Source organism: uncultured Maribacter sp., from assembly GCF_963975365.1.
Classification (GTDB): Bacteria; Bacteroidota; Bacteroidia; order Flavobacteriales; family Flavobacteriaceae; genus Maribacter.
Genome location: NZ_CAXBGF010000009.1, coordinates 58,211 through 79,405 on the forward strand (window position 1 = coordinate 58,211; position 21,195 = coordinate 79,405).

Consider the following 21,195-nt stretch of genomic DNA (forward strand, 5'->3'; position numbering starts at 1 on the left):
ATAGGTTAAGTGTAATAGTATTAATACATTTTGTAATCACCTTAAATCAATAATCATCTCATTTTAAGTTACTTTTATATTTAATAGCTCCAGTTTTAAATTCATTTTTCATACAATAATTACAAATTAAACTAAAATAGTCTTTCCAGTAACCACCATTTTTGAAGATATATAACATCAATCAAACGACTAATAACAATTAAAGACCCACAAACAACATATAGTTATTTTTTAAATAATATACTAGTTTTTTGTTATTATTTTAACTAATATTATAACAATATTATATATTCATTAACACTATATTGAATATGCAATAAGTGAATAATTAACTAAACAACTACTTATTATGAATCAAAAACTAGATTTCAAATCGGTAAAATCCAAAGGAAGGTTTTCTATCCTCATCAATGGATTCTTATTGATTTTAGCCTGTATTTGCACCCAAAACATGGTCGCAAATAAAAAATTAGCCACTGTAGATGGTGCTAATCCAAATTTCGTTCAATCTACAATTACAGGAACAATTTCAGATGAAACAGGGCCATTACCTGGCGCAAGTGTTTTGGTAAAAGGAACAACCAATGGAACACAAACTGATTTTGACGGAAACTATACTATTGAAGCTCCAGGTGACGCTACTTTGGTTATTAGTTACATCGGTTACAAAACCCAAGAGGTAGCAGTTGATGGAAACACTAACATCAACATCATCTTAATAGAAGATGCTAGCAGATTAGATGAGGTGGTGGTTACAGGCTATGGCACCCAAGCCAAAAAAGATTTAACAGGTGCAGTTTCAGTTGTAGATGTAGACGAGCTTTTAGCGACACCTGCTACAACTTTCGCACAGCAATTACAAGGTAGAGCTGCCGGTGTAAGTATCATAAACGATGCAAGACCGGGTGGTGAAGCTACTGTTCGTATTCGTGGTTTTGGTACCGTTGGCAATAACGACCCGCTGTATATTATCGATGGTGTGCCTACACAAGCGCAAGCTAACTTAAACCCAAATGATATCGAGTCAATGCAAATTCTTAAAGATGCTTCCGCTGCTTCTATTTATGGATCTAGAGCGGGTAACGGTGTTATAATTATTACTACTAAAAAGGGTAAAATGGGTGCTCCAAAAATCACCTATGATACCTATTATGGTACGCAGACTGCAGCTAATGATGTAGAAGCTTTAAATGCACGTGAATTAGGGCAATATTTATATTTAGCTGATTTGTACGCTGGTAAAACCCCTGGCCATGGTCAGTATACCTTTGGTGCAAATGGAGAAGTAACTATCCCAGATTATGTTTTTCCTAGTGGTGCCAATGAGGGCGATGCAGGCACAAGCGCAGACCTTTATGCCTTAGAGGAAGGAAATATATATGCCATTACACGTTCGGCAGACACTAATTGGTGGAAAGCGGTTACACAATCGGCTCCAATTCAAAGTCATAACATTAATGCATCTGGTGCGACTGAAAAAGCAAGGTATTCCTTTTCTTTAGGATATTTTTCTGCTGACTATGTCACCAAATTCACCAGTTATGATAGAATTTCTTTACGTGCCAATACCGAGTTCAAAGGCTTAAACAACAAGCTTACCATAGGAGAGAATTTTACAGCCTCTTTTGATAATCAAAAAGGGCAATTCAACAATGATGAAGAGCAAAATGCTGTTTCTGCAGGCTACAAACACCATCCATTATTACCTATCTATGACATAGCCGGTAACTTTGCGGGTAGTAGAGGGGCAAACTTAGGAAACAACTTTAATCCTTATGCCTCTTTAAAGAGAAACGAAGATGATAGAACATTCCGATTAAGGTTATTAGGAAATGTGTTTACTAATTATGAAATCACACCTGAATTAAGTGTAAGATCAAGCTTTGGTGTTGATGTTCGGGCATTAAGACAAAGAGATTTAGGTCGCCCGCAACCAGAATATGTGGAAGGTAACTTTATCAATAGCTCTAATGCAAGAGAAGAATATGAGTATCAATGGACTTGGACAAATACTATTAACTATGCGAAGACCTTCAATGAGGTTCACAACTTTTCTGCTTATGTCGGTATAGAATCTATTCAACAATTTGAAGAGCGTTTTGGAGCCGGACGTCAGCGTTTTGCTTTCGAAACTTCCAATATTCTTAGTTATTTAGATTTAGGTAATGCAACTACAGCATCCAATTACGGTTTTGTAAATCAAGATTATTCACTTTGGTCACAATTTGGAAAATTAAATTACGACTATGCAGGCAAATACCTTGCTGGGGTAACGTTACGTAATGATTCTTCTTCTAGATTTCAATCGGCAGCTCGTAGTGCATTATTCCCTGCATTTAGCTTAGGTTGGAGAATGTCTGATGAGAATTTCCTAAAAGATGTAAGTTGGATAAATGACATGAAGTTAAGATATGGTTGGGGACAAACTGGTAACCAACAGATTGGTGACTACAATGCCTTTACAACCTTTCGTTCAGATATTGGTACAGGAGGTTATCCTATTGACGGTAATACAGGATCACCAACAATTGGGTTTTCAACCAGAGCTTTTGGTAACCCTAATGCAAAATGGGAAACGACTACTTCTAATAACTTTGGTATAGATTTAGTAATGTTTGACAATAAGGTTACTTTTAATATGGACGTTTGGGATCGTGTAACTACAGATATGCTATTTCAAGTTCCTGTTACCTATACCGCAGGTCAAGCAGATGAGCCTCGATTTAATGTAGGTGGTGTAACGAATAAAGGTATTGACTTTTCTTTGGGCTACAGTGATAAAAAAGGTGATTTTGGATATAGCGTTAATGCGAACCTATCACAGTATACGAACAACGTAGATCAATTAAGTGAAAGTGCAGACACTAGATTTTTTGGAAGCTCAAGAAGGGTACCAGCCTTAACGGTAACTCAGGCAGGTTCACCATTATCTTCTTTTTATGGATTCAAAACAGTGGGTATTTTCCAGTCGCAAGCTGAAGCAGATGCATGGCCAGAATATGGTGCTTACAATGCACCTGGTAAATTAAAGGTGGCGGATATTAATAATGACGGTGTAATAAATGATGATGACCGTACTGTAATTGGTAATCCTCATCCAGACTTTACCTATGGTCTTAACCTTGACTTTTCCTATAAAAACCTAGCACTAAATATATTTGGTAATGGTTCTCAAGGAAACGACATTTACAATTATGTACGATATTTTGCAGATTTCAACACCTTTCAAGGTAACCGTTCAAAACGTGCATTATATAATGCTTGGCAACCAACAAACCCAACAGCTCCTGTAAGCCAATGGGTTGCAGCAAATCCTAACGCTACTGTTCCAATTATGGATGCAAATGACCAAATTAGCAGTAGACCATCCTCTTATTTTATTGAAGATGGCAGTTTTTTTAGAATTAAGAATGTACAATTAACCTATAGCTTTACTGAGGAAGTTCTTTCTAGTATTGGAGGAATTTCAAGAGCATCGATATACATTCAAGGTCAGAACTTGGCTACGTTTACCAAATACACAGGTTTAAATCCTGAAGTTCAAACAGGGAACAATACAAACCTTGGTTATGACGGTGGGTTCTTACCAGTGTCAAGAACCTTCTTAATGGGGCTTAACATTACTTTAAACTAATTTAAATGCAAACAATACATATCATGAAAAAGAGAAAATTAATTTTCACAGCATGTCTCACCGCACTGGTTTTTATAACCGGGTGTAGTGATGAATTTTTGACACGTGAACCGCAAGGTAGTTTCAGTGAAGGAGATGTCGCAACCGCTGATGGTGTTGAGGGACTTCTTATTGGAGCCTATACAATGGTACCGGGTGGCGGTCTTCAAGGGCAAACTTGGCATAATGATATTCACAGCTGGGTTTTCAACATAGCTTCAGATGATGCCTTAAAAGGTACCGATGCGGGTGATCAACCAGAACAATCTTTTATAGAGGCATATGATTTTCAATCGTTCAATATTCACATTAGAGATAAGTGGAGAGGTCTTTATAAAGGTGTAGCAGCTACTAATATTGTTTTAACAACCCTTGCACAAGTAGAGGATATTAGCGATGAAAGAAGGGCACAGATTACTGCAGAGGCAAGATTTCTTAGAGGTCTCTTTCATATGGAGGCAAGAAAAATGTGGAGAATGCCAACGTATATAAGTGATGAGAATTTCGTACTTAATGACCTTCAGAGCACTAAAGTACCAAATGATAGAGAAATTTGGCCATTAATTGAGGCCGATTTAGCCGCCGCAGCAGCTGTTTTACCTGCAACACAAGGAGATGTAGGTAGACCAACAAGTTGGGCTGCCAAAGCGTTTTTAGGTAAAGCGAAAATTTATCAAGGGTTTGATGCCAATGGTAGCCCTAATACAGCAAAAATGGGAGAGGCAAAAGTAATATTCGATGATATTATTAATAATGGCCCATTTCAGTTGATGGATAAATTTGAGGATAACTTCAAAGTAGCTACCCGTAACAACACGGAATCTATTTTTGAAGTTCAATATGCGATTAGTAGCGCTTCTGGGGATGCTTCTAATAGAGGTATTGGTTTAGCGCACCCATATACCGACCCATGGGGTTGTTGTGGGTTTTACCAAGCTTCACAGAACTTAGTTAACGCTTATAAAACTGAAAATGGTCTACCTATGTTGGATACGTTCAATGATGCTAACGTTTCATCCGAAACAGATGCAACCACTACATTGTCTACCTACACTGGCACTTTAGACCCTAGATTAGATCATTCAGTTGGTCGTCCAGGAATACTATACAAAGGGTTTAAAATTTACCAAACCGATTTTGTTCGTGATCTATCATATGCAGGGCCATATTTCTCTATGAAACACGTGGCTGAACCAGAAGCTTTTGGTCAAGGTGGCTGGGGAAACCTTTCTGCTAACAATTACAGAATCATGAGATTGGATATGATTTATTTATGGTTGGCCGAGGCAGAAGTTGAATTAGGTGATTTAGAAAGAGCTAGAACTTTGGTTAACGCAATTCGTACGAGAGCAGCTAACCCAGAAGGTTTTGTGCCATTAGCAACTCAAGGAACAGATCGTAACGATTTTACTATTGAAGCCGGCACACCTGCTGCAAATTATGATATCGCTACATATGATACTGCATGGACAGATCCTGTAACAGCAAGAAAAGCAGTACGTTTTGAAACACGTTTAGAATTTGCTTTAGAAGGTCACCGATTTTTTGATTTACAACGATGGGGTATTGCTGCAGAAACACTTAATGCCTATATCGCAAGTGAATCTCAGCAAAGAACATATTTATCAGGTAAATCTTTCGTAGCAGGAAAAAATGAATTCTTTCCAATTCCTATAGAAGCAATAGATAGATCGTCAATTGAAGGTCAACCTACTATAACACAAGATCCTGCTTATTAAGAATTTAAGTTTGTTAATTATTTGTTAGTTAAAGAGAGGCTGAAATAAAATTTTCAACCTCTCTTTTTTTACTTCAATATTTTACAACTTTATTAATTATAAATTCCTATCAGATGAGTTCTTATATAAACAGGTATTTCTTCGGAATCATTTTCTAACTTTAACTTCATTACCTCAGAAGGCACTAAAGGCATATGACATGCAATACAATTCTGTTGGTTATCATGAATATGGTTCTCAGTTACACTATTAACTCTATTTGAATCGTGGCAAGTCAAGCATTTTGAATTAAAAATATTCATATCCGCTCTTTGATTTTTATGAGGATTGTGACATGTTAAACAGTCCATTTTGGGTGAGTTTATAAAGCACTCACTCTCACTCAAAAGCCCCATTTGATTACCATGCACATCTAATTTTATTTTAGAATTTATATTTTTATAATTTTTTGAATACAACGACAATGTATCACCAGCTAGAAATGAAAAAGGATTCCCTTTTATTTGCTGCCCCTGCAAGCCAGAGTGGCAAACTGCACAGGCATCAAGTCTTTGTTGTCTAGAATATGTTTTATAGCTATCAACGAATTCACCCTTTATTGCTTCTGGATTTTTACGATGATAAATAACATGCTTTTCAGATGGACCATGACAACGTTGACAATCAATACCCAAAATAATTTTAGAGCGATCATAAGAATTTCCAATTCCTGATTCATTTTTATTCTTCGCAAAAGTTACGTGACATTTTAGACAATTATCATCCACCTTTCTATTTAGTGAATAGTCTGGGAAATTTGGACTATTGACCCATGAACTTGTAGGTTGAAAATATGAGGCTTGTAACTGTACTAAATCCTCATCTTGCCAACTAAGATAACTTTGACCCTTTACCCCAGAACCAACAACAATATCAATCTTAGATGTAGTAGTGCCAATGTCTCCAAACTTTGGCTCTGACACCTGAAAATATTCATCATTTTCCTCTAACATTATAAGTTTAACTCCTTTTAGATTCAATTCAATAGAATCCTCTTTAAAACTACCTTTAATATGTTCCTTATCTGCAGTTGATGATGTATTAAAATGGGCTGTCTCTATATGTGTGTTATAAATATCTGTATGACATTCCAAACAAGTCTGAGACCCTACAAAATTAGAGCCATTGTAATGTGTAGCTATAATTTCGGGATCAATATATTTTGAAATTTTAATTGAATTATTCATATACCAAATTCCATATATCAGCAATATGCTTACAATTAAAAATATGATGTATTTCAAATAAATTTTATTGTTCATATAATTAAGCGCTATACTTATTTTAATTCTTGATTCATAAACCAATCATATAATGCCTCAGTTTCATAAGCTTTAATCCAAGCACTATGCCCTACATTAGGGTATTTTGTAAATAACACTTCATACCCCATTTCCTTAAGCCTGGCAACCATTGTTTCAGATTCTTCGATAGGAATAGACTTATCCTTTTCGCCATGAAATACCCAAATCGGCATTTTCTTATTAATCCATGATGCATAAGGCAAAGGTGTCATTCCGCAAACCACAGCCATAGCTGCAAATGTATTTGGGTATTGCACGGCCATTTCCCAAGCTGCTCCACCTCCTCTACTTAAACCTGTTAAGTAAATTCTATTTTTATCGATTCGATTTCCCTCTACTACCGAATCTAGCAATTGTTTAACGGCTCTGGTATTCCACCATTTTTTTGCATTAGGATTTTGGGGTGCAAGTATTAAAAATGGAAATTTTTTACCTTGAACGATTAATTTTGGAGGACCATTTCGCTTAACCGTAATTAAACTATCCCCAGATTCACCACCGCCATGTAGAAATAAAAGAATTGGAAACTTCTTTTCGGGCTCTTCATGGTAATCTTCTGGGTAATATAGATAATAAGCAAGATTCTCTTTTACATTGGTTTCCATTTCTGAATCTACTATAACTGGCTTAATTTGAGAAGCGCAACTCTGAAAAATAACCAATAGAATACTATATAAAATATACTTCATTAACGATAGCTCTGTTTGTCTATCAAATGTACCTAAAAATGATTGTTTTTAGAGTGTAATGCAAATTGGGCTTATAATTATAAACTACCTATTATATCAAAAGCAAAAGGAGATACAATTTGTATCTCCTCTTCTATATTTAAATAGGATTATCTATACAAGGTAAAATGGCCTACGTATCGTATTTCATTACTATTAGCATTTACAACATACCAATAATCACCTGTGGGCACTTCTCTACCTTCATAAGTACCATCCCAACCACTAACTTCATCTAAAATGGCGACTACCCTGCCATAACGGTCATAAATTTTAACACTTACTCCAGCAAAAAGATTTCTGTTCTTAGGGGACCATATATCATTTAAATTATCTCCATCCGGTGTAAAGAAATTAGGGAATTCTAACATACCAGTAAATTCAAAAGGTACATTCAGTTCTAGAACACAACCTCTAGCATCTACAACCCTAACATTAACCATACCACTTTCATTGGTAGTATATGTCGTTTCTTCACCATAAGACTCCCCATTGAAGAAAAATTCATATTCACCATAACCACCTGCAGCAGAAGCCATCACCTCGTTAGGTCCGGTTTTATCAACAGCTAGGCTTAAAGGTTCATAACTTTCAATATTAAATTCCAAACTGTTGGTACAACCATTCTGATGATATATATATACTCTATGGTCACCTGCAGGTAAATCACCCCATACATACTCTTCTGTAGCATTAGAACTAACAGCATCTGTAGGATCTAAAGGATCTAAAGCGAACATAAGTTGTGAAAGTAATTCATCATCCATCATCTGAATGGTAGTGGTACTTGTTGGAAAAATCCCTTCACAACCGTATTGTACTTGTGGTTCTGCGTTCAAATCTACTCCTATATCTATGGTGAAAAGTTCGGAAATTGAACATAAATTAACATCTTGAACATAAATAACATAAGATGCCCCTCCTTGTAAATCTTCAATAATCTCTCCGTTGTATGGAGCAAAAGTAGCTGTACCTGTTTCATCTATAGGATCAACCATTTCAATTTTATATTCAAAATATGGAGTAGCACCCACTACGAGATCATTAAAAGGGGTACCACCTGTGATATCGAAAACCACAGACCCATTATTGGCTCCAATACAAAGCTCTGGAGTTGTACTGATATTAATAACTTCTAATTGATCTGGCTCTTCAACAGTGATGAAATCTTTCTCAAAACAACCATTCTCATCTTGTATTAGAATCTCATAAGTACCAGCGGCAAGTTCATCGAATGTATAGATTCCTGGGTTATCCGCATCACTAAAGAAATCATTAAAATTAGGTGCGATAGCAAATTGAATTAAACCAACTCCGCCATTACTTACCGAAACAGTAATAGTACCATCTTCTTCACCATTACAGGTTACATTGGTAGGTAAAGCGTCAAAAATTATAGGTTCTGGTCTTATGATTTCGAACGGACCTGCAATATCCATACAAGTAGCACCACTCGTTACTGCGATATAATAGCTTGTTCCTTCTGGTAATGCTTCAAAAGTACCGTTCTCTTGAGGACCTCTTACCAAGGTAGCTGTCGCTGATGGATTAAAGGCATCTATTGGATCACCATCATAAAGATAAAATAAGTCTTCACCTACACCACCATTTACAAATGACTCAATTCTACCATCTAATTCTGAAGCACAAGAAATATCATCTGGTAAATTTGGTAATAACGTAATACCCGTTGCATTCGTCATGGTAATACCATTTGAACGTATTGCCGGGCAAGCTCCTGCGGAGTTTACCTTTCTTACATCAAATTGATACGTTATTCCTTCAATGCCTGAAACTGTAGCTGAATTTCCAATCATAGGTATATAAGTTCCAATAATTACTCCATTTTCCACCCTCAAGTATTCATAGATAAATAGTGGGTCCGGATTTTCAACTGTCAACCTCATCTCGCCATCACCTCCACAACCAGGCACTCTTGTCTGCACCAATAAAGGTTGAATTGGTGGTGGTGGATCTACGAAATACGCATCGGTTACAAATGAACATCCAAAACTAGAAGAAACCTCTATAGCGTACCAACCTGCACTGATATAACCACCACTATCACCAATGAAAGTAGGGGTGTTTTGCAATCCACTTTCAGATACGATATCCGTGTTATCATTACTGTTCAAATACAATAAAGTGTAATTATAACCTGCATTGGCAAAACCTCCACTTGCGCCGGCTATAGCTGTAATTACATCACCAGAAGTTACATCATAAGCCTCAAGAACCGCATTGTTACCATTAGGACAATCTAGACTTTGTGGCTCTCTAATACCAGCAATAATTTGTGGAACTTCTTCCAATTCTATTTCAACTGTAACGGTACAGCCTTCTATATCTCTAATCTCCACTCCATAGAACCCAAAGGAAAGACCCGTAAATTCATTATTATTTGAAAATGGAGCAATTTCAGAAGTATAGCTAGTACCCCCATCGGTACTCATTAATAATCTATACTCATAAGGCGAAGTATCCCAACCACCGGTACCGGTAGCAACTATTTCACCCATATCATTGGTACAACTCACATTTCCTATAGACTCCGCAGTAACCTGAAGGGGACCATTTGGAGTTCTGATATTGGCAACATTACTTGTCGCAGAACAAAACGGCATACCCGTTGAAACGATATCTACTATTAAATTACCTCCTGGTAAATTTTCTATTCGTGCTTCGTCACCATTACCATCTGGATAATTATTAGTATCGAAACTACCTGAAGCCAAAAGTATAGATCTTAAAACATCGCTAGCTTCATAAACTTCATAATCAAATACACCGATATAATTACCAACAGTTATGAATAACGCCCCATCATTGCCTGGCACAGCACAACTTACAGGCTTGGCCTCACTGATTAAAGCCGTAGGTATTACAGGTTGATTAACCGTGTGAATTGGCATTGGGTATGTACACCCAACAGTATTATCCGTTATTTCGAATAAATAATCACCTACATCAGGTAAGTAAACATCAACGTAATTATCACCTGGGGAATTAGTATAAGATGGAACAGAAGATACCGATATCGTATTCACGGTAAAATCATTAGTTCCACTAACTTCTACACGAACACGTTCGTCGTCTCTACAGTTTAGAATATCGATTTCAATAATAGTAGGAATAACATCTGTTGGTGGATTGATAGTCGGCACATCAAAAGTTGTTTGACAACCGTTGCCATCTATTGCATAAACTGTGATGTCTTGCGCGGACCCATTATCTACTATTTCAAAAGTATTGCCGGATTGATAGTTTGAAAAACCTGAAATGCTATATTGATATCCAGAACCAACAGTACCTGCATCAATGATGCCCACTGTAATAATTGTTGAACTATATCTATTAGTACCTGGTTCGCAGGCAAAGTCTGGCGCACTAGCTGTAATACTAAAATCTAATGGATTATCTATAGTATGTACTGCCGACAAAACTTCACAATTACGAGCGGTTACCACTTGAACTTGATAATCACCAGCAGGTAATCCTGCGAATGAACCTGTTATATTTCTATCTTGCTCCGTAGAAGTGGTCAGGTTATTTAAAATATAGGTTATAGGAGTATCTTGTGATGTAAAAGGAACTAGCGCATTTGCAGGACCAACAACAACTTCTATTGACCCATCATTTTCATCTCTGCAACTAATATCAACTGCTTCTTCTGAAATAATCACCGGTTGTGCTGCTTGATTTAAAATAATATTTGAAACAGTAGTTTCACAAAAACCAGAGCCATCATTTACAATACGGTCTGCAATTAAAACTTGATAATTACCAGGCGCTAAACCAATGAACAAAGGATCATTTATTTGAGTTACTGGTCCTATAGCACTAGAATTGTAATCCGTTCCTGTTAGAACATAAGTAAAATCACCACTTCCTCCGTATGTACTTAGACGTATTTCACCATCTGCATCATTACAAGTACTATCAGTCTCAAAATTACCTGTAGCAGACAAAAAGTCATATACGGTAGTGGTACCTTGACTTGTACATCCATTCGCATCCACTACATCTACTACATAATCTCCAGGACTGCTTACGGTATACGTATATTCCCAATTCGACCCTACTATTGATGGTAATTGCTCATCTCCGCCTAGTGTAAATCTAGGTGTGTTTACGGAACTCGGTACTCGAACTGTAATATCAAAAGCTGTTGATGTCGGGTCGCATTGATTTACAACGGTAAAATCTGGAATTGGTAAATCTGGCTGTAACAAGATAACCGTTGCGATATCGAATGAAGTACACCCTGAAATGTCTCTGACATAAACATCATAGTCACCTTCTGGTGCAGAGAATGTTGTATCTGTAGTCCAACCTGCAGGAGCTACGCCAGTATCCATGAAGGCAAATTCATAAGGTCCACCAGAACCACCTCTACCTTGTACGGTTACTTGACCAAAAGCATTACAATTTGCAGGAACTTCTTGTAAGATATCAATATCAGGTAAGTTTTGAAGTATAGTAACCGGAGCGGCATCTGTACAGGTATCAGTCAAATTTTCAACCACTATCTGATAGTCTCCTGGTAATTCTGCATATGTACCTGTATAAGGCAATGCTGATGTTGTTACAGAATTTTCAAGAATTATACTTGAGCCATCTGAATTATCTATCAATTCAATTCTTAAGGCATCACCAATCGTAAAGCCAAGGATATCATAAGTTATTTCTCCATTTCTATTTACATCACATGCCCCAGGTGTTGAAGTTGCCGTAACTTCTAATGTTGAAGGTCCGTCTATTGGAGGTATCTCTTGTTCATACGTACACCCTGTACCCACATCTAAAACTACTACGGTATATGCTACACCATATTGAATTCCGTCTGTAGCATTATCAAACGTATGATCATTAACTGCTGGTGTATTGTTCAAGTTATAAAAACCTGGTTGATCTATTAATCTAATTTGATAAGGACCAGTACCTCCACTAACACTAACCGAGTAGGTAAAAGCTGTATCATCGCAATCTAAAGGAGCTGGTGGCGGTATAGGTGTTATCACAACTTCGTTGGAAGTAATGGTAACCGTATCTATATCTGTACAACCATTAGCATCAATAGTAATTACCGTGTAATCGCCAGTTACTAAACCTGCATCTAATATTTGTACCGGTAAAGTTGCTACATCTTCCATTCTTGTAATTTCTACTCCCGTATTATCTTCAATTATAAATATATAATTAGCTGTACCATCAATTACGGAATCAATAGAAATACCTCCACTTACAGGACCGCTACCACCACAAACTGCCTGTACTTCAGAAACTATTGTAGCAGGTGGCGGTGTGCTATCTATTACAACATCAACAGTAGCCGATACAGTTTCGCAACCTCTAGCATCTCGTACCAAATAAGAGTAAGTACCTACGGTTAAACTAGAAAATACAGTTTCAGTACCCCAACCAGTTCCATTGAAATTAACTTCATATGGTGGTACTCCACTAGTGGCATCAGGAATTATTGTAACTGCTCCGTTATTTGTAGAACTACAACTAACTGGTCTAGTAGTATAAGCAGCCGCTGCAATATTCTGAGGCGGATTTAATGTAATCGAAACAGAGTTTGCAACACAGCCACTATTCGTAGTATTATTATCGGTTATTCTAAAAACATAATTGCCAGGTACTGATGTAGGATATAAGAAATCGTCAGATATCAGTGGAATCGCTGCTCCAAAGGTAGTTCCTCCATCAGCACTTACCTCATATTGCTTTGGTCCCGCCCCAGAAGTATAGCCCCCATTAATCATTACTCTAATTTGACCAGGGGCTCCACCACAAGGTATTTCAGTATCTATACTAGTATTTACTCTTAATTGAGGTTCTATTGTTACAGGTATACTGTCAGAACAATCATTGCCATCTACAACTTCAATTGTATAATTCCCAGGTGCAAGTCCAGAGAAAGATGCACTCGCCTGCAAAGTTCCGCCATTAATTCTATATTGATGCGTACCTAAGGCTGCTGTTCCTGCAATTGAGGTTACGGATATCGTAGCACCTATTCCGGCCACATAACAGAAATCAGATGCTGGACCGTCTAAAGAAACAGACGGAGCATCAATAGGATTTAAATCAAAAGAAAAAGTATCCGTACAACCTTCGGCATCTTCTACAGATAAGGTATAGGTTCCAACAGCAGAAAGATTACTAAAAGTTCTTCCTGATTTTGGACCAATTTGTGGTCCGGTTGGTGGTGTTAACGTATATCTATATGCTCCCCATCCGCCAGTTGCTGTAGCTCTAACAGCACCTAAATTGCCATATGCACAACTCATTGGAGTAACAACACTTGTAGATAAGTCTAAAACCGGAGCATCCTGAATATCGAAAGAGGCAGTATCTGTACAACCAGTATCGGCATCCGTTATGGTAATAGCATAAGTGCCCACACCAGATAACGGAAGAACAACTTCAGTATCACTCTGTGGACCGCCAGTAAACAAACCACCATTTATATCATACGTATAGTTATTGGCAAATCCGTCAATTATAAATGTTCCTGTTCCATCAGTAGCTCCATTACAAACTCTTAAATCACCACCCGACTTTACACGTACACGTATAGAACTTAAAACAATTGGTCTAAAACCTTCCGTATATGTACAACCATTAACATCCGTAATTTGAAAAATATAGGCTTGAGATGTTAATAATCCAGTAAATGTGTCATTATTACCATTATCAAAATAAGCCGGACTTATTATTTCATACCTGTTGATGGCTGCATTGCTCGTTGGTGTCAACTGAACATCAGAAGTACCTGCCGAACAACTAATATTACTTTGAACAAAATCTAAATTTGTTGGTGGATCTACATCTAAAATTGCTATAGAGGTAAGTTCTAAGCGACATCCACCTGCATCACGTATAATAGGTGTATAAGTACCTGCAGATAAGTCTGTATATGATGTCATGGCTGAAAAGTTTACACCATCAATACTAAAAACATAACCACTACCAGACCCCCCGGAAAATGGACCTACAAAATCTATTTGTCCACCATTTGTTCCTGAACCTGTACAGGTAACATCTAAAATTTTGTTGGCAGAACCCGTTAAAGAACCTACCGTATTTACTGTAACAGAAGGCAAATCAAGCGTACATTCAAAACCACCTTGCTGGTATCTTACTTCAATATCATTATACGTACCTGCCGCAACAGAAATTTGTGGTGTACTGACCCATGGCTCAGAAGTGTTCTCCCTAAAAGATATATTATAACCTCTACCATTATTTATGGTAAAGTCTAATTTCGAACCTCCATTACTACAAGTACCGTCAATACCAGCAACAGTTATATCTGGTGGCAAAAGTGTTTCTACATCGGAAGAAGCATTAATAATACAACCATTGCTATCGGTTATGACAAAATCATAAGTACCATCTGTTGCGACCGTATAGGTAGTTGTTCCTGAATCTGTAGAAGCATTACCAAAAGATGGTTGTACCGGTCCTCCATTAACCGTAAATGTATAAGGAGCAGAACCACCTATTGTATTTAAAATAATATCTACACTAGAAATATTGGAACAACCAAAACTACTATTTACCTCAGTAGATGCATCTAGAGCCGAAGCTCCGGCACCAATGGTTAGTGGATTTCCGCTTGTATCTACATTTTGTCTTGGTGGGGTAATTCCATTTAAAGGGTCTCCTGTACATTGTTGTGTTTCTACTTGTACTGTATATGTTCCAAAACCTACAGCAGAAAACGTGTAGGGATTTGTAGAAACAAAAGCAGTAAACTCTTGGGCAACTCCACTAGAATTTAACAACGTATATTTATAAGGACCAGGAACGTTAGATGCTGTTACGGTAATACTACCCGTATCACCATTACATAGTGCATCTGTAAAAGTAGCGGAAATTTCAATCTCCTTCTCTTCTATTACTATTGGTTCATAAGGGTACTCACATGTATTTGCGGTATTTTTTAATCTAGCTTTAATATTATATGTTCCTGGTGCCAAATTTGAGAATATTGGACCTTGCCATACCCCAAAACCACTACCGTTGTCCATGCTAAATTCATATGCACTAGATAAGTTGGTTATTTGAATTCTACCATCTACACCACAGATGTAATCATTTTTTACTACAGTTTGCGTAATGGTACTTTTCTTAACTTTAAAATAATACGTTTGTCCGTCCGCAATAACCCTGTATTCTGCGCCAGTGGTCGAAGGAACAGTACTTGCATCCAACGCGAATGTTTGACCTCCTGATACTTGTGTATAACAAGAACCTGTATTAGGGCACTCTGTATTTACATTTGGACTACATGATCCTCCTAAAATCTGCCATGAAACAGAGCTATATGTTCCACCTGATAAACTTATGATTCGATCATCATAATCACCACATAAATTAAAACGCGCAATTGTAAATCCATTATCATCACAGTTTTCCGTGTCATCAGCTCCAACAATAATAGTTGCGAACATTGCTGAAGTTGCTAAGTTGGCATTACGGACAACATTAACTTCTTTTTCTAAAGTGGGTTGATTTTTGGTAGAAACCGAAACAGCCGTTTCGATTACATTAGCCACCTCTTCGTATAGGGTACGTACCGTAGAGTTGGCAATTGCCGTTGTACCGATTACTGAAATTACAATCAGAAAAAGTATATACAGCGTAAACCGCTGTTTTTTTGGTAGCATAGGTTAAGTTTCGTTTTTAAGAACAATAGCGATTTGGGATCTTTACCGTTCTTTGGTGTAATTTTTTTATACTTATATCTTATCTTTAAATAATAAAATGTCCTTTAATATATTTCTAACGTACCAATATGAAAAATAGTATCATCTTTTGTCTTTTATTCGCTGTAACGCTTAATTTTTCTTGTGCGCAAAATGCTGAAAATAAAATAAATACACCTAAAAACACTAATTCCAAAGCAGAGTTGTTCGTCGATGACCTACAGATTCCATGGGGGTTCGCCTTCCTTCCTGATAAAAGTATTTTAATTACCGAAAAAGAAGGGAAATTGATACATTTTTCTAATGGAAAAAAATCGATAATCGGTAATATTCCAGAAGTTTACCAACGTGGGCAAGGCGGACTTTTAGATATTGAATTGCATCCTAATTATGAAAAAAATGGATGGATTTATTTTACATATGCATCAGCTGAAGGTGATGAAAAAGGAGGACACACAGCTTTAATGAGAGCCAAACTGAAAAATAATTCTTTAACCAATAAAGAACTGCTTTACAAAGCAGTGCCAAACACCACAAAAGGTCAGCATTTCGGGTCAAGAATTGCCTTTGACAACAAAGGTTATCTCTATTTCTCTATTGGCGAAAGAGGAGATAGAGATGTTAATCCTCAAGATATTAAAAGAGACGGTGGCAAAATTTATCGTTTATACGATGATGGGCGAATTCCTGAAGACAATCCCTTTGTTGATGTTGAAGGTGCAAAAACTGCAATTTATAGCTATGGACACCGAAATCCTCAAGGTTTAATTAAACATCCTGAGACTGATGAAATTTGGGACAATGAACATGGTCCAAGAGGCGGAGATGAAATAAATATCATAAAAAAAGGTGCTAATTATGGTTGGCCATTGGTAACCTATGGGATTAATTATGGGGGAACCCCTATTACAGACAAAACAGAAATGAAAGGCATGGAACAACCTATACATTATTGGGTACCTTCTATAGCACCCAGTGGCATGGCATTTGTTACTACCGATAAGTATACCGACTGGAAAGGAAGTTTATTAGTAGGCTCTTTGGCCTTTCAATATTTAGAGAGATTGGTTTTAGACGGCAATAAAGTTATTGCACGTGAAAAATTAATGGATGGCCTTGGTAGGGTTCGAGCCGTAAAACAAGGTCCAGATGGTTTGATATATGTTGCGGTTGAGGGGAAGGGTATTTATAAATTAATCCCCCTAAAATAAGCCGCAAAATATAAACGCATTAACCTTACTAGTTAGGTTAATGCGTTTTTTTATACCTATCATATTATTCAGAAAATTTACCCCCTACCGGCTTCCACTGCCAATTTTACGGAACCATATTTTTTGAGCAATTTTTCAGCATCTGAATACTCAATACCAAGATCCTCCATAATATAACGGGTACCACGGTCAACCAACTTATCATTACTAAGTTGCATGTTCACCATTTTGTTTCCCTTTACTCTACCTATTTTAATCATTAAGGCAGTAGAAATCATATTTAAAACGAGTTTTTGAGATGTACCACTTTTCATTCTAGTACTACCCGTTAAAAACTCAGGCCCAACATTAATTTCTATAGGAATATCCGCAATTCGGGCTATAGGAGCTCCTGGGTTATTTGTAATTGCAGCAGTTAGTATACCATTCTTTTTCGCATCTTCCAATCCACCAATAACATAAGGCGTACTACCAGAAGCAGCAATGCCAACAACGACATCATTTTTGGTTATATCATGTACCATTAAATCTACCCAAGCTTGCTTAGTAGCATCCTCAGCATTTTCAACTGCTTTTCTTATAGCGGTATCTCCTCCTGCAATCAATCCGATTACACGTTCATGTGGCATCCCAAATGTTGGTGGAATTTCTGACGCATCTAAAATCCCCAAACGTCCACTAGTACCCGCGCCAATGTAAAACAACCTACCCCCCATTTCGAAACGTTTCACCAATTCATCTACCAATTTAGTCACTTGTGGTATAGTCTTCTTTACTGCAAATGCAACCTTTTGGTCTTCCTCATTCATTTTTTGCAGAATGGTCTGTGTATCCATCAACTCCAAATTCTCGTGATTAGATGGGGTTTCTGTAATTTTCTTATAATCCATTTAATTATATAATTTTTATATCGTGATTTTTAAAGGGCTTCAGCAATTTGTCCTCTGGTTTCAATTCGGTTATCATAGTATTAATAGAATTGATATCACATGTTTTATAACGATGCTGTGAATTTAACTTTTCAGAAATAGACAGTAAAACCGTTTTCTTAGATGCTTTTATGACCGCTTTCTTAATTTGAACAATATCCCAATCGAACTCTGTTAGTCCATATATAGCATCTACATACCCTGTACCAATAAAACTATAATCGAAACGTACTTCTGAAAGGTGATGAATTGCATTTGCACCAATAGAAATTTGTGCTTCCTTTGAAATTTGACCTCCTATCGAAATAACGTTGATATTCGCCTTATGAGATAATTCCATTGCAACCGGCAAACTAATAGTGAAGCAAGTAAGATTTAAATTTTCAGGAATAATACGTGCAAGTTCCATGCAAGTTGTACCTCCATCTATAAATATAACTGCACCATCTCGCAACATACTAATAGCTTTGGCTGCAATTGCTGCCTTTTCTTCTATTTTATAAATATTGGTATTTCTAGCGCTATTGGTCATATAACCCATAGAAATAGCACCACCATGTACTTTTCGTAATTTATTATCAGCGTCGAGTTCTTTCACATCACGCCTTATGGTATCAATAGATACATCTAAAGCCTCAGCTATATCAGTTATTAAAATCCTATTATGAAGATCTACCTCATTTAAAATTGTTTGTTGACGCTCTTCTTTAAGCATGAATTTGCTACCTTTTATATGATAATTAGAGCAAATATAGCAATTATATTCTCTTGCTGTTTTATGTCGTAAATGTAATTCAAACACTAACTAAACTTTAATAAACCGCAAATAAATGCAAAATTAACGGCACAAAACTGCATTAATTCAAAATAACGCATATATTTGCATGATTTAAAAACTCAAAATTTCATTACAATCTTATGAAAAACGCCGTTAAAGAGACTAAAATTGACATTGGCCACCAACCTATTGGCCAGTTTGAAGAAACACGATTCGAAAAAATTCACAATGTAATCTTTCAGGATTCCAACAAGGCATCTATTCAAGTGGCCCATGAAATTGCCAGTCTAATAAAGAAAAGACAAGGTCAAAAAAGAAATTGTGTGTTGGGCTTGGCAACAGGATCATCACCAATTCGAGTGTATGAAGAGTTGGTACGCATGCATAGAGAAGAAGGTTTGAGTTTTAAGAATGTGGTTACTTTCAATTTAGATGAGTACCTGCCAATGGAACCAAATAACATTCAAAGTTATTTTTACTTCATGCATGAGCATCTATTCAATCATGTAGATATCCCAGAAAAAAATATACATATTCCAGACGGCACGGTGAGTAATGAAGATACCACGACATATTGTCTAAGCTACGAACGAAAAATAAAAGAACATGGTGGTCTTGATTTTCAATTATTAGGCATTGGCAGAACGGGTCACATAGGTTTCAATGAGCCTGGTTCGCACTTTAACTCGGGCACTAGAGTTATAACTTTAGACCACATAACACGTGTGGATGCCGCACCTTCATTTTTAGGTATAGACAATGTACCTCGAAAGGCAATTACCATGGGGATTTCAACCGTGAGAAAGGCAAAACGCATTGTTCTTTTAGGATGGGGTCAGAATAAAGCTGATATAATTAAAAAGACTATTGAAGGAGAAGTTTCTTCACATGTACCGGCAACTTATCTACAGCACCACGACAATTGTACTTTTGTATTGGATACCGGAGCAGGCAGCGAACTTACACGTAATAAAACACCTTGGTTGGTAGATGCATGTAAATGGAATGAAGATTTAAAAGCCAAAGCAATGGTTTGGCTATGCGAAACTACGGGGAAAACTATTTTAAGCTTAACGGATAAAGACTATAATGATAATGGTATGGCGGACCTTCTAGCTTTAGAAGATTCTTACGACCTTAATATTAAAATGTTCAATAAACTTCAGCACACTATTTCTGGCTGGCCTGGCGGTAAACCAAATGCAGATGATACAAATAGACCTGAACGTGCTACACCTGCTAAAAAGCGGGTTATCATTTTTAGCCCGCACCCAGATGACGATGTTATTTCTATGGGAGGTACATTTGATAGGCTTGTAGAACAAGGGCACGAAGTACATGTTGTTTATCAGACTTCTGGAAATATAGCGGTATCTGATACCGATGCAAGAAAATACGCAGAAATCGCTTTGCAGATTCATCCTTCAGATGAGGCAAAAAAAATAATTAAATCGATTACCGATAAAAACGAAACTCAAATAGATTCGGCAGAAGTTCGTAATTTAAAAGGTAAAATAAGACGAGGTGAATCCTATGCTGCAACTAGGTATATGGGCTTACAAGATAGTAATGTTCATTTTTTAGATTTGCCATTTTATGAAACGGGTACAATTAAGAAAAAGAATTTATCTGAAGATGATATTACTTTGGTAGCAGGTATAATTTCAAAAATAAAACCACACCAAATTTATGCCGCTGGTGATTTAGCCGACCCACACGGCACCCATAAAGTTTGTTTAGATGCTGTATTCACTGCTTGCAAACAATTAAAATCCGAACCCTTCATGAAAGATTGTTGGTTATGGCTATACAGAGGAGCATGGCACGAATGGGATATCAATGAAATTGAAATGGCAGTACCGATGAGCCCTGATCAGGTATTAAAGAAACGGCATGCCATATTCTGTCATCAATCTCAAAAAGACGGAGTAATGTTTCAAGGTGATGATTCAAGAGAATTTTGGATGCGCGCCGAAGAGAGAAATCGAAATACCGCTAATAAATACAAAGCATTGGGCTTATCATCATATGCTGCAATGGAAGCCTTTGTTAGACATAAATTCAATTAACGATT

Annotated in this window: 9 protein-coding genes; 4 read left to right on the forward strand and 5 right to left on the reverse strand. The window is 36.9% G+C overall.

Annotated elements, in window-relative coordinates; all coding sequences use genetic code 11:
* Positions 1–349: 349 nt before the first annotated feature.
* Both AACZ49_RS11515 and AACZ49_RS11520 read left to right on the forward strand, forming a co-directional pair.
* Positions 350–3,634 carry a TonB-dependent receptor gene (locus AACZ49_RS11515; protein WP_339654843.1) on the forward strand — a complete coding sequence of 1,095 codons (3,285 nt, stop codon included), beginning with the start codon at positions 350–352 and terminating at the stop codon, positions 3,632–3,634.
* Positions 3,635–3,657: 23 nt separating this feature from the next.
* On the forward strand, positions 3,658–5,412 hold the full coding sequence (locus AACZ49_RS11520; RefSeq protein WP_339654846.1) for a RagB/SusD family nutrient uptake outer membrane protein: 1,755 nt from the start codon (positions 3,658–3,660) through the stop codon (positions 5,410–5,412).
* Positions 5,413–5,504: 92 nt separating this feature from the next.
* Here AACZ49_RS11520 and AACZ49_RS11525 read toward each other — a convergent pair whose 3' ends face one another.
* The 3 genes from AACZ49_RS11525 to AACZ49_RS11535 form a co-directional block, all read right to left on the reverse strand.
* On the reverse strand, positions 5,505–6,713 hold the full coding sequence (locus AACZ49_RS11525) for a multiheme c-type cytochrome (RefSeq protein WP_339654849.1): 1,209 nt from the start codon (positions 6,711–6,713) through the stop codon (positions 5,505–5,507).
* A gap of 17 nt (positions 6,714–6,730) precedes the next feature.
* Complete coding sequence (locus AACZ49_RS11530; RefSeq protein ID WP_339654852.1) at positions 6,731–7,444, reverse strand: PHB depolymerase family esterase; 714 nt, start codon at positions 7,442–7,444, stop codon at positions 6,731–6,733.
* 149 nt (positions 7,445–7,593) lie between these two features.
* Positions 7,594–16,164 carry a T9SS type B sorting domain-containing protein gene (locus tag AACZ49_RS11535; RefSeq protein WP_339654855.1) on the reverse strand — a complete coding sequence of 2,857 codons (8,571 nt, stop codon included), beginning with the start codon at positions 16,162–16,164 and terminating at the stop codon, positions 7,594–7,596.
* A 128-nt stretch (positions 16,165–16,292) separates the two neighbouring features.
* On the opposite strand from AACZ49_RS11535, the gene AACZ49_RS11540 reads away from it, so the two are divergent.
* A complete protein-coding gene (locus AACZ49_RS11540) occupies positions 16,293–17,414 on the forward strand; it encodes a PQQ-dependent sugar dehydrogenase (protein ID WP_339654857.1) in 1,122 nt (373 codons plus the stop codon).
* A gap of 77 nt (positions 17,415–17,491) precedes the next feature.
* Here AACZ49_RS11540 and murQ read toward each other — a convergent pair whose 3' ends face one another.
* Together murQ and AACZ49_RS11550 are read right to left on the reverse strand one after the other, a co-directional pair.
* Positions 17,492–18,304 (reverse strand): N-acetylmuramic acid 6-phosphate etherase, encoded by an 813-nt coding sequence (gene murQ, locus AACZ49_RS11545; protein WP_339654860.1) that lies wholly within the window; start codon positions 18,302–18,304, stop codon positions 17,492–17,494.
* Positions 18,305–18,308: 4 nt separating this feature from the next.
* Positions 18,309–19,058 (reverse strand): DeoR/GlpR family DNA-binding transcription regulator, encoded by a 750-nt coding sequence (locus AACZ49_RS11550; protein ID WP_339654863.1) that lies wholly within the window; start codon positions 19,056–19,058, stop codon positions 18,309–18,311.
* Positions 19,059–19,261: 203 nt separating this feature from the next.
* Between AACZ49_RS11550 and nagB the strand changes: the two genes are divergently transcribed.
* Positions 19,262–21,190 (forward strand): glucosamine-6-phosphate deaminase, encoded by a 1,929-nt coding sequence (gene nagB, locus AACZ49_RS11555; protein ID WP_339654865.1) that lies wholly within the window; start codon positions 19,262–19,264, stop codon positions 21,188–21,190.
* The last annotated feature ends 5 nt before the right edge of the window (positions 21,191–21,195 follow it).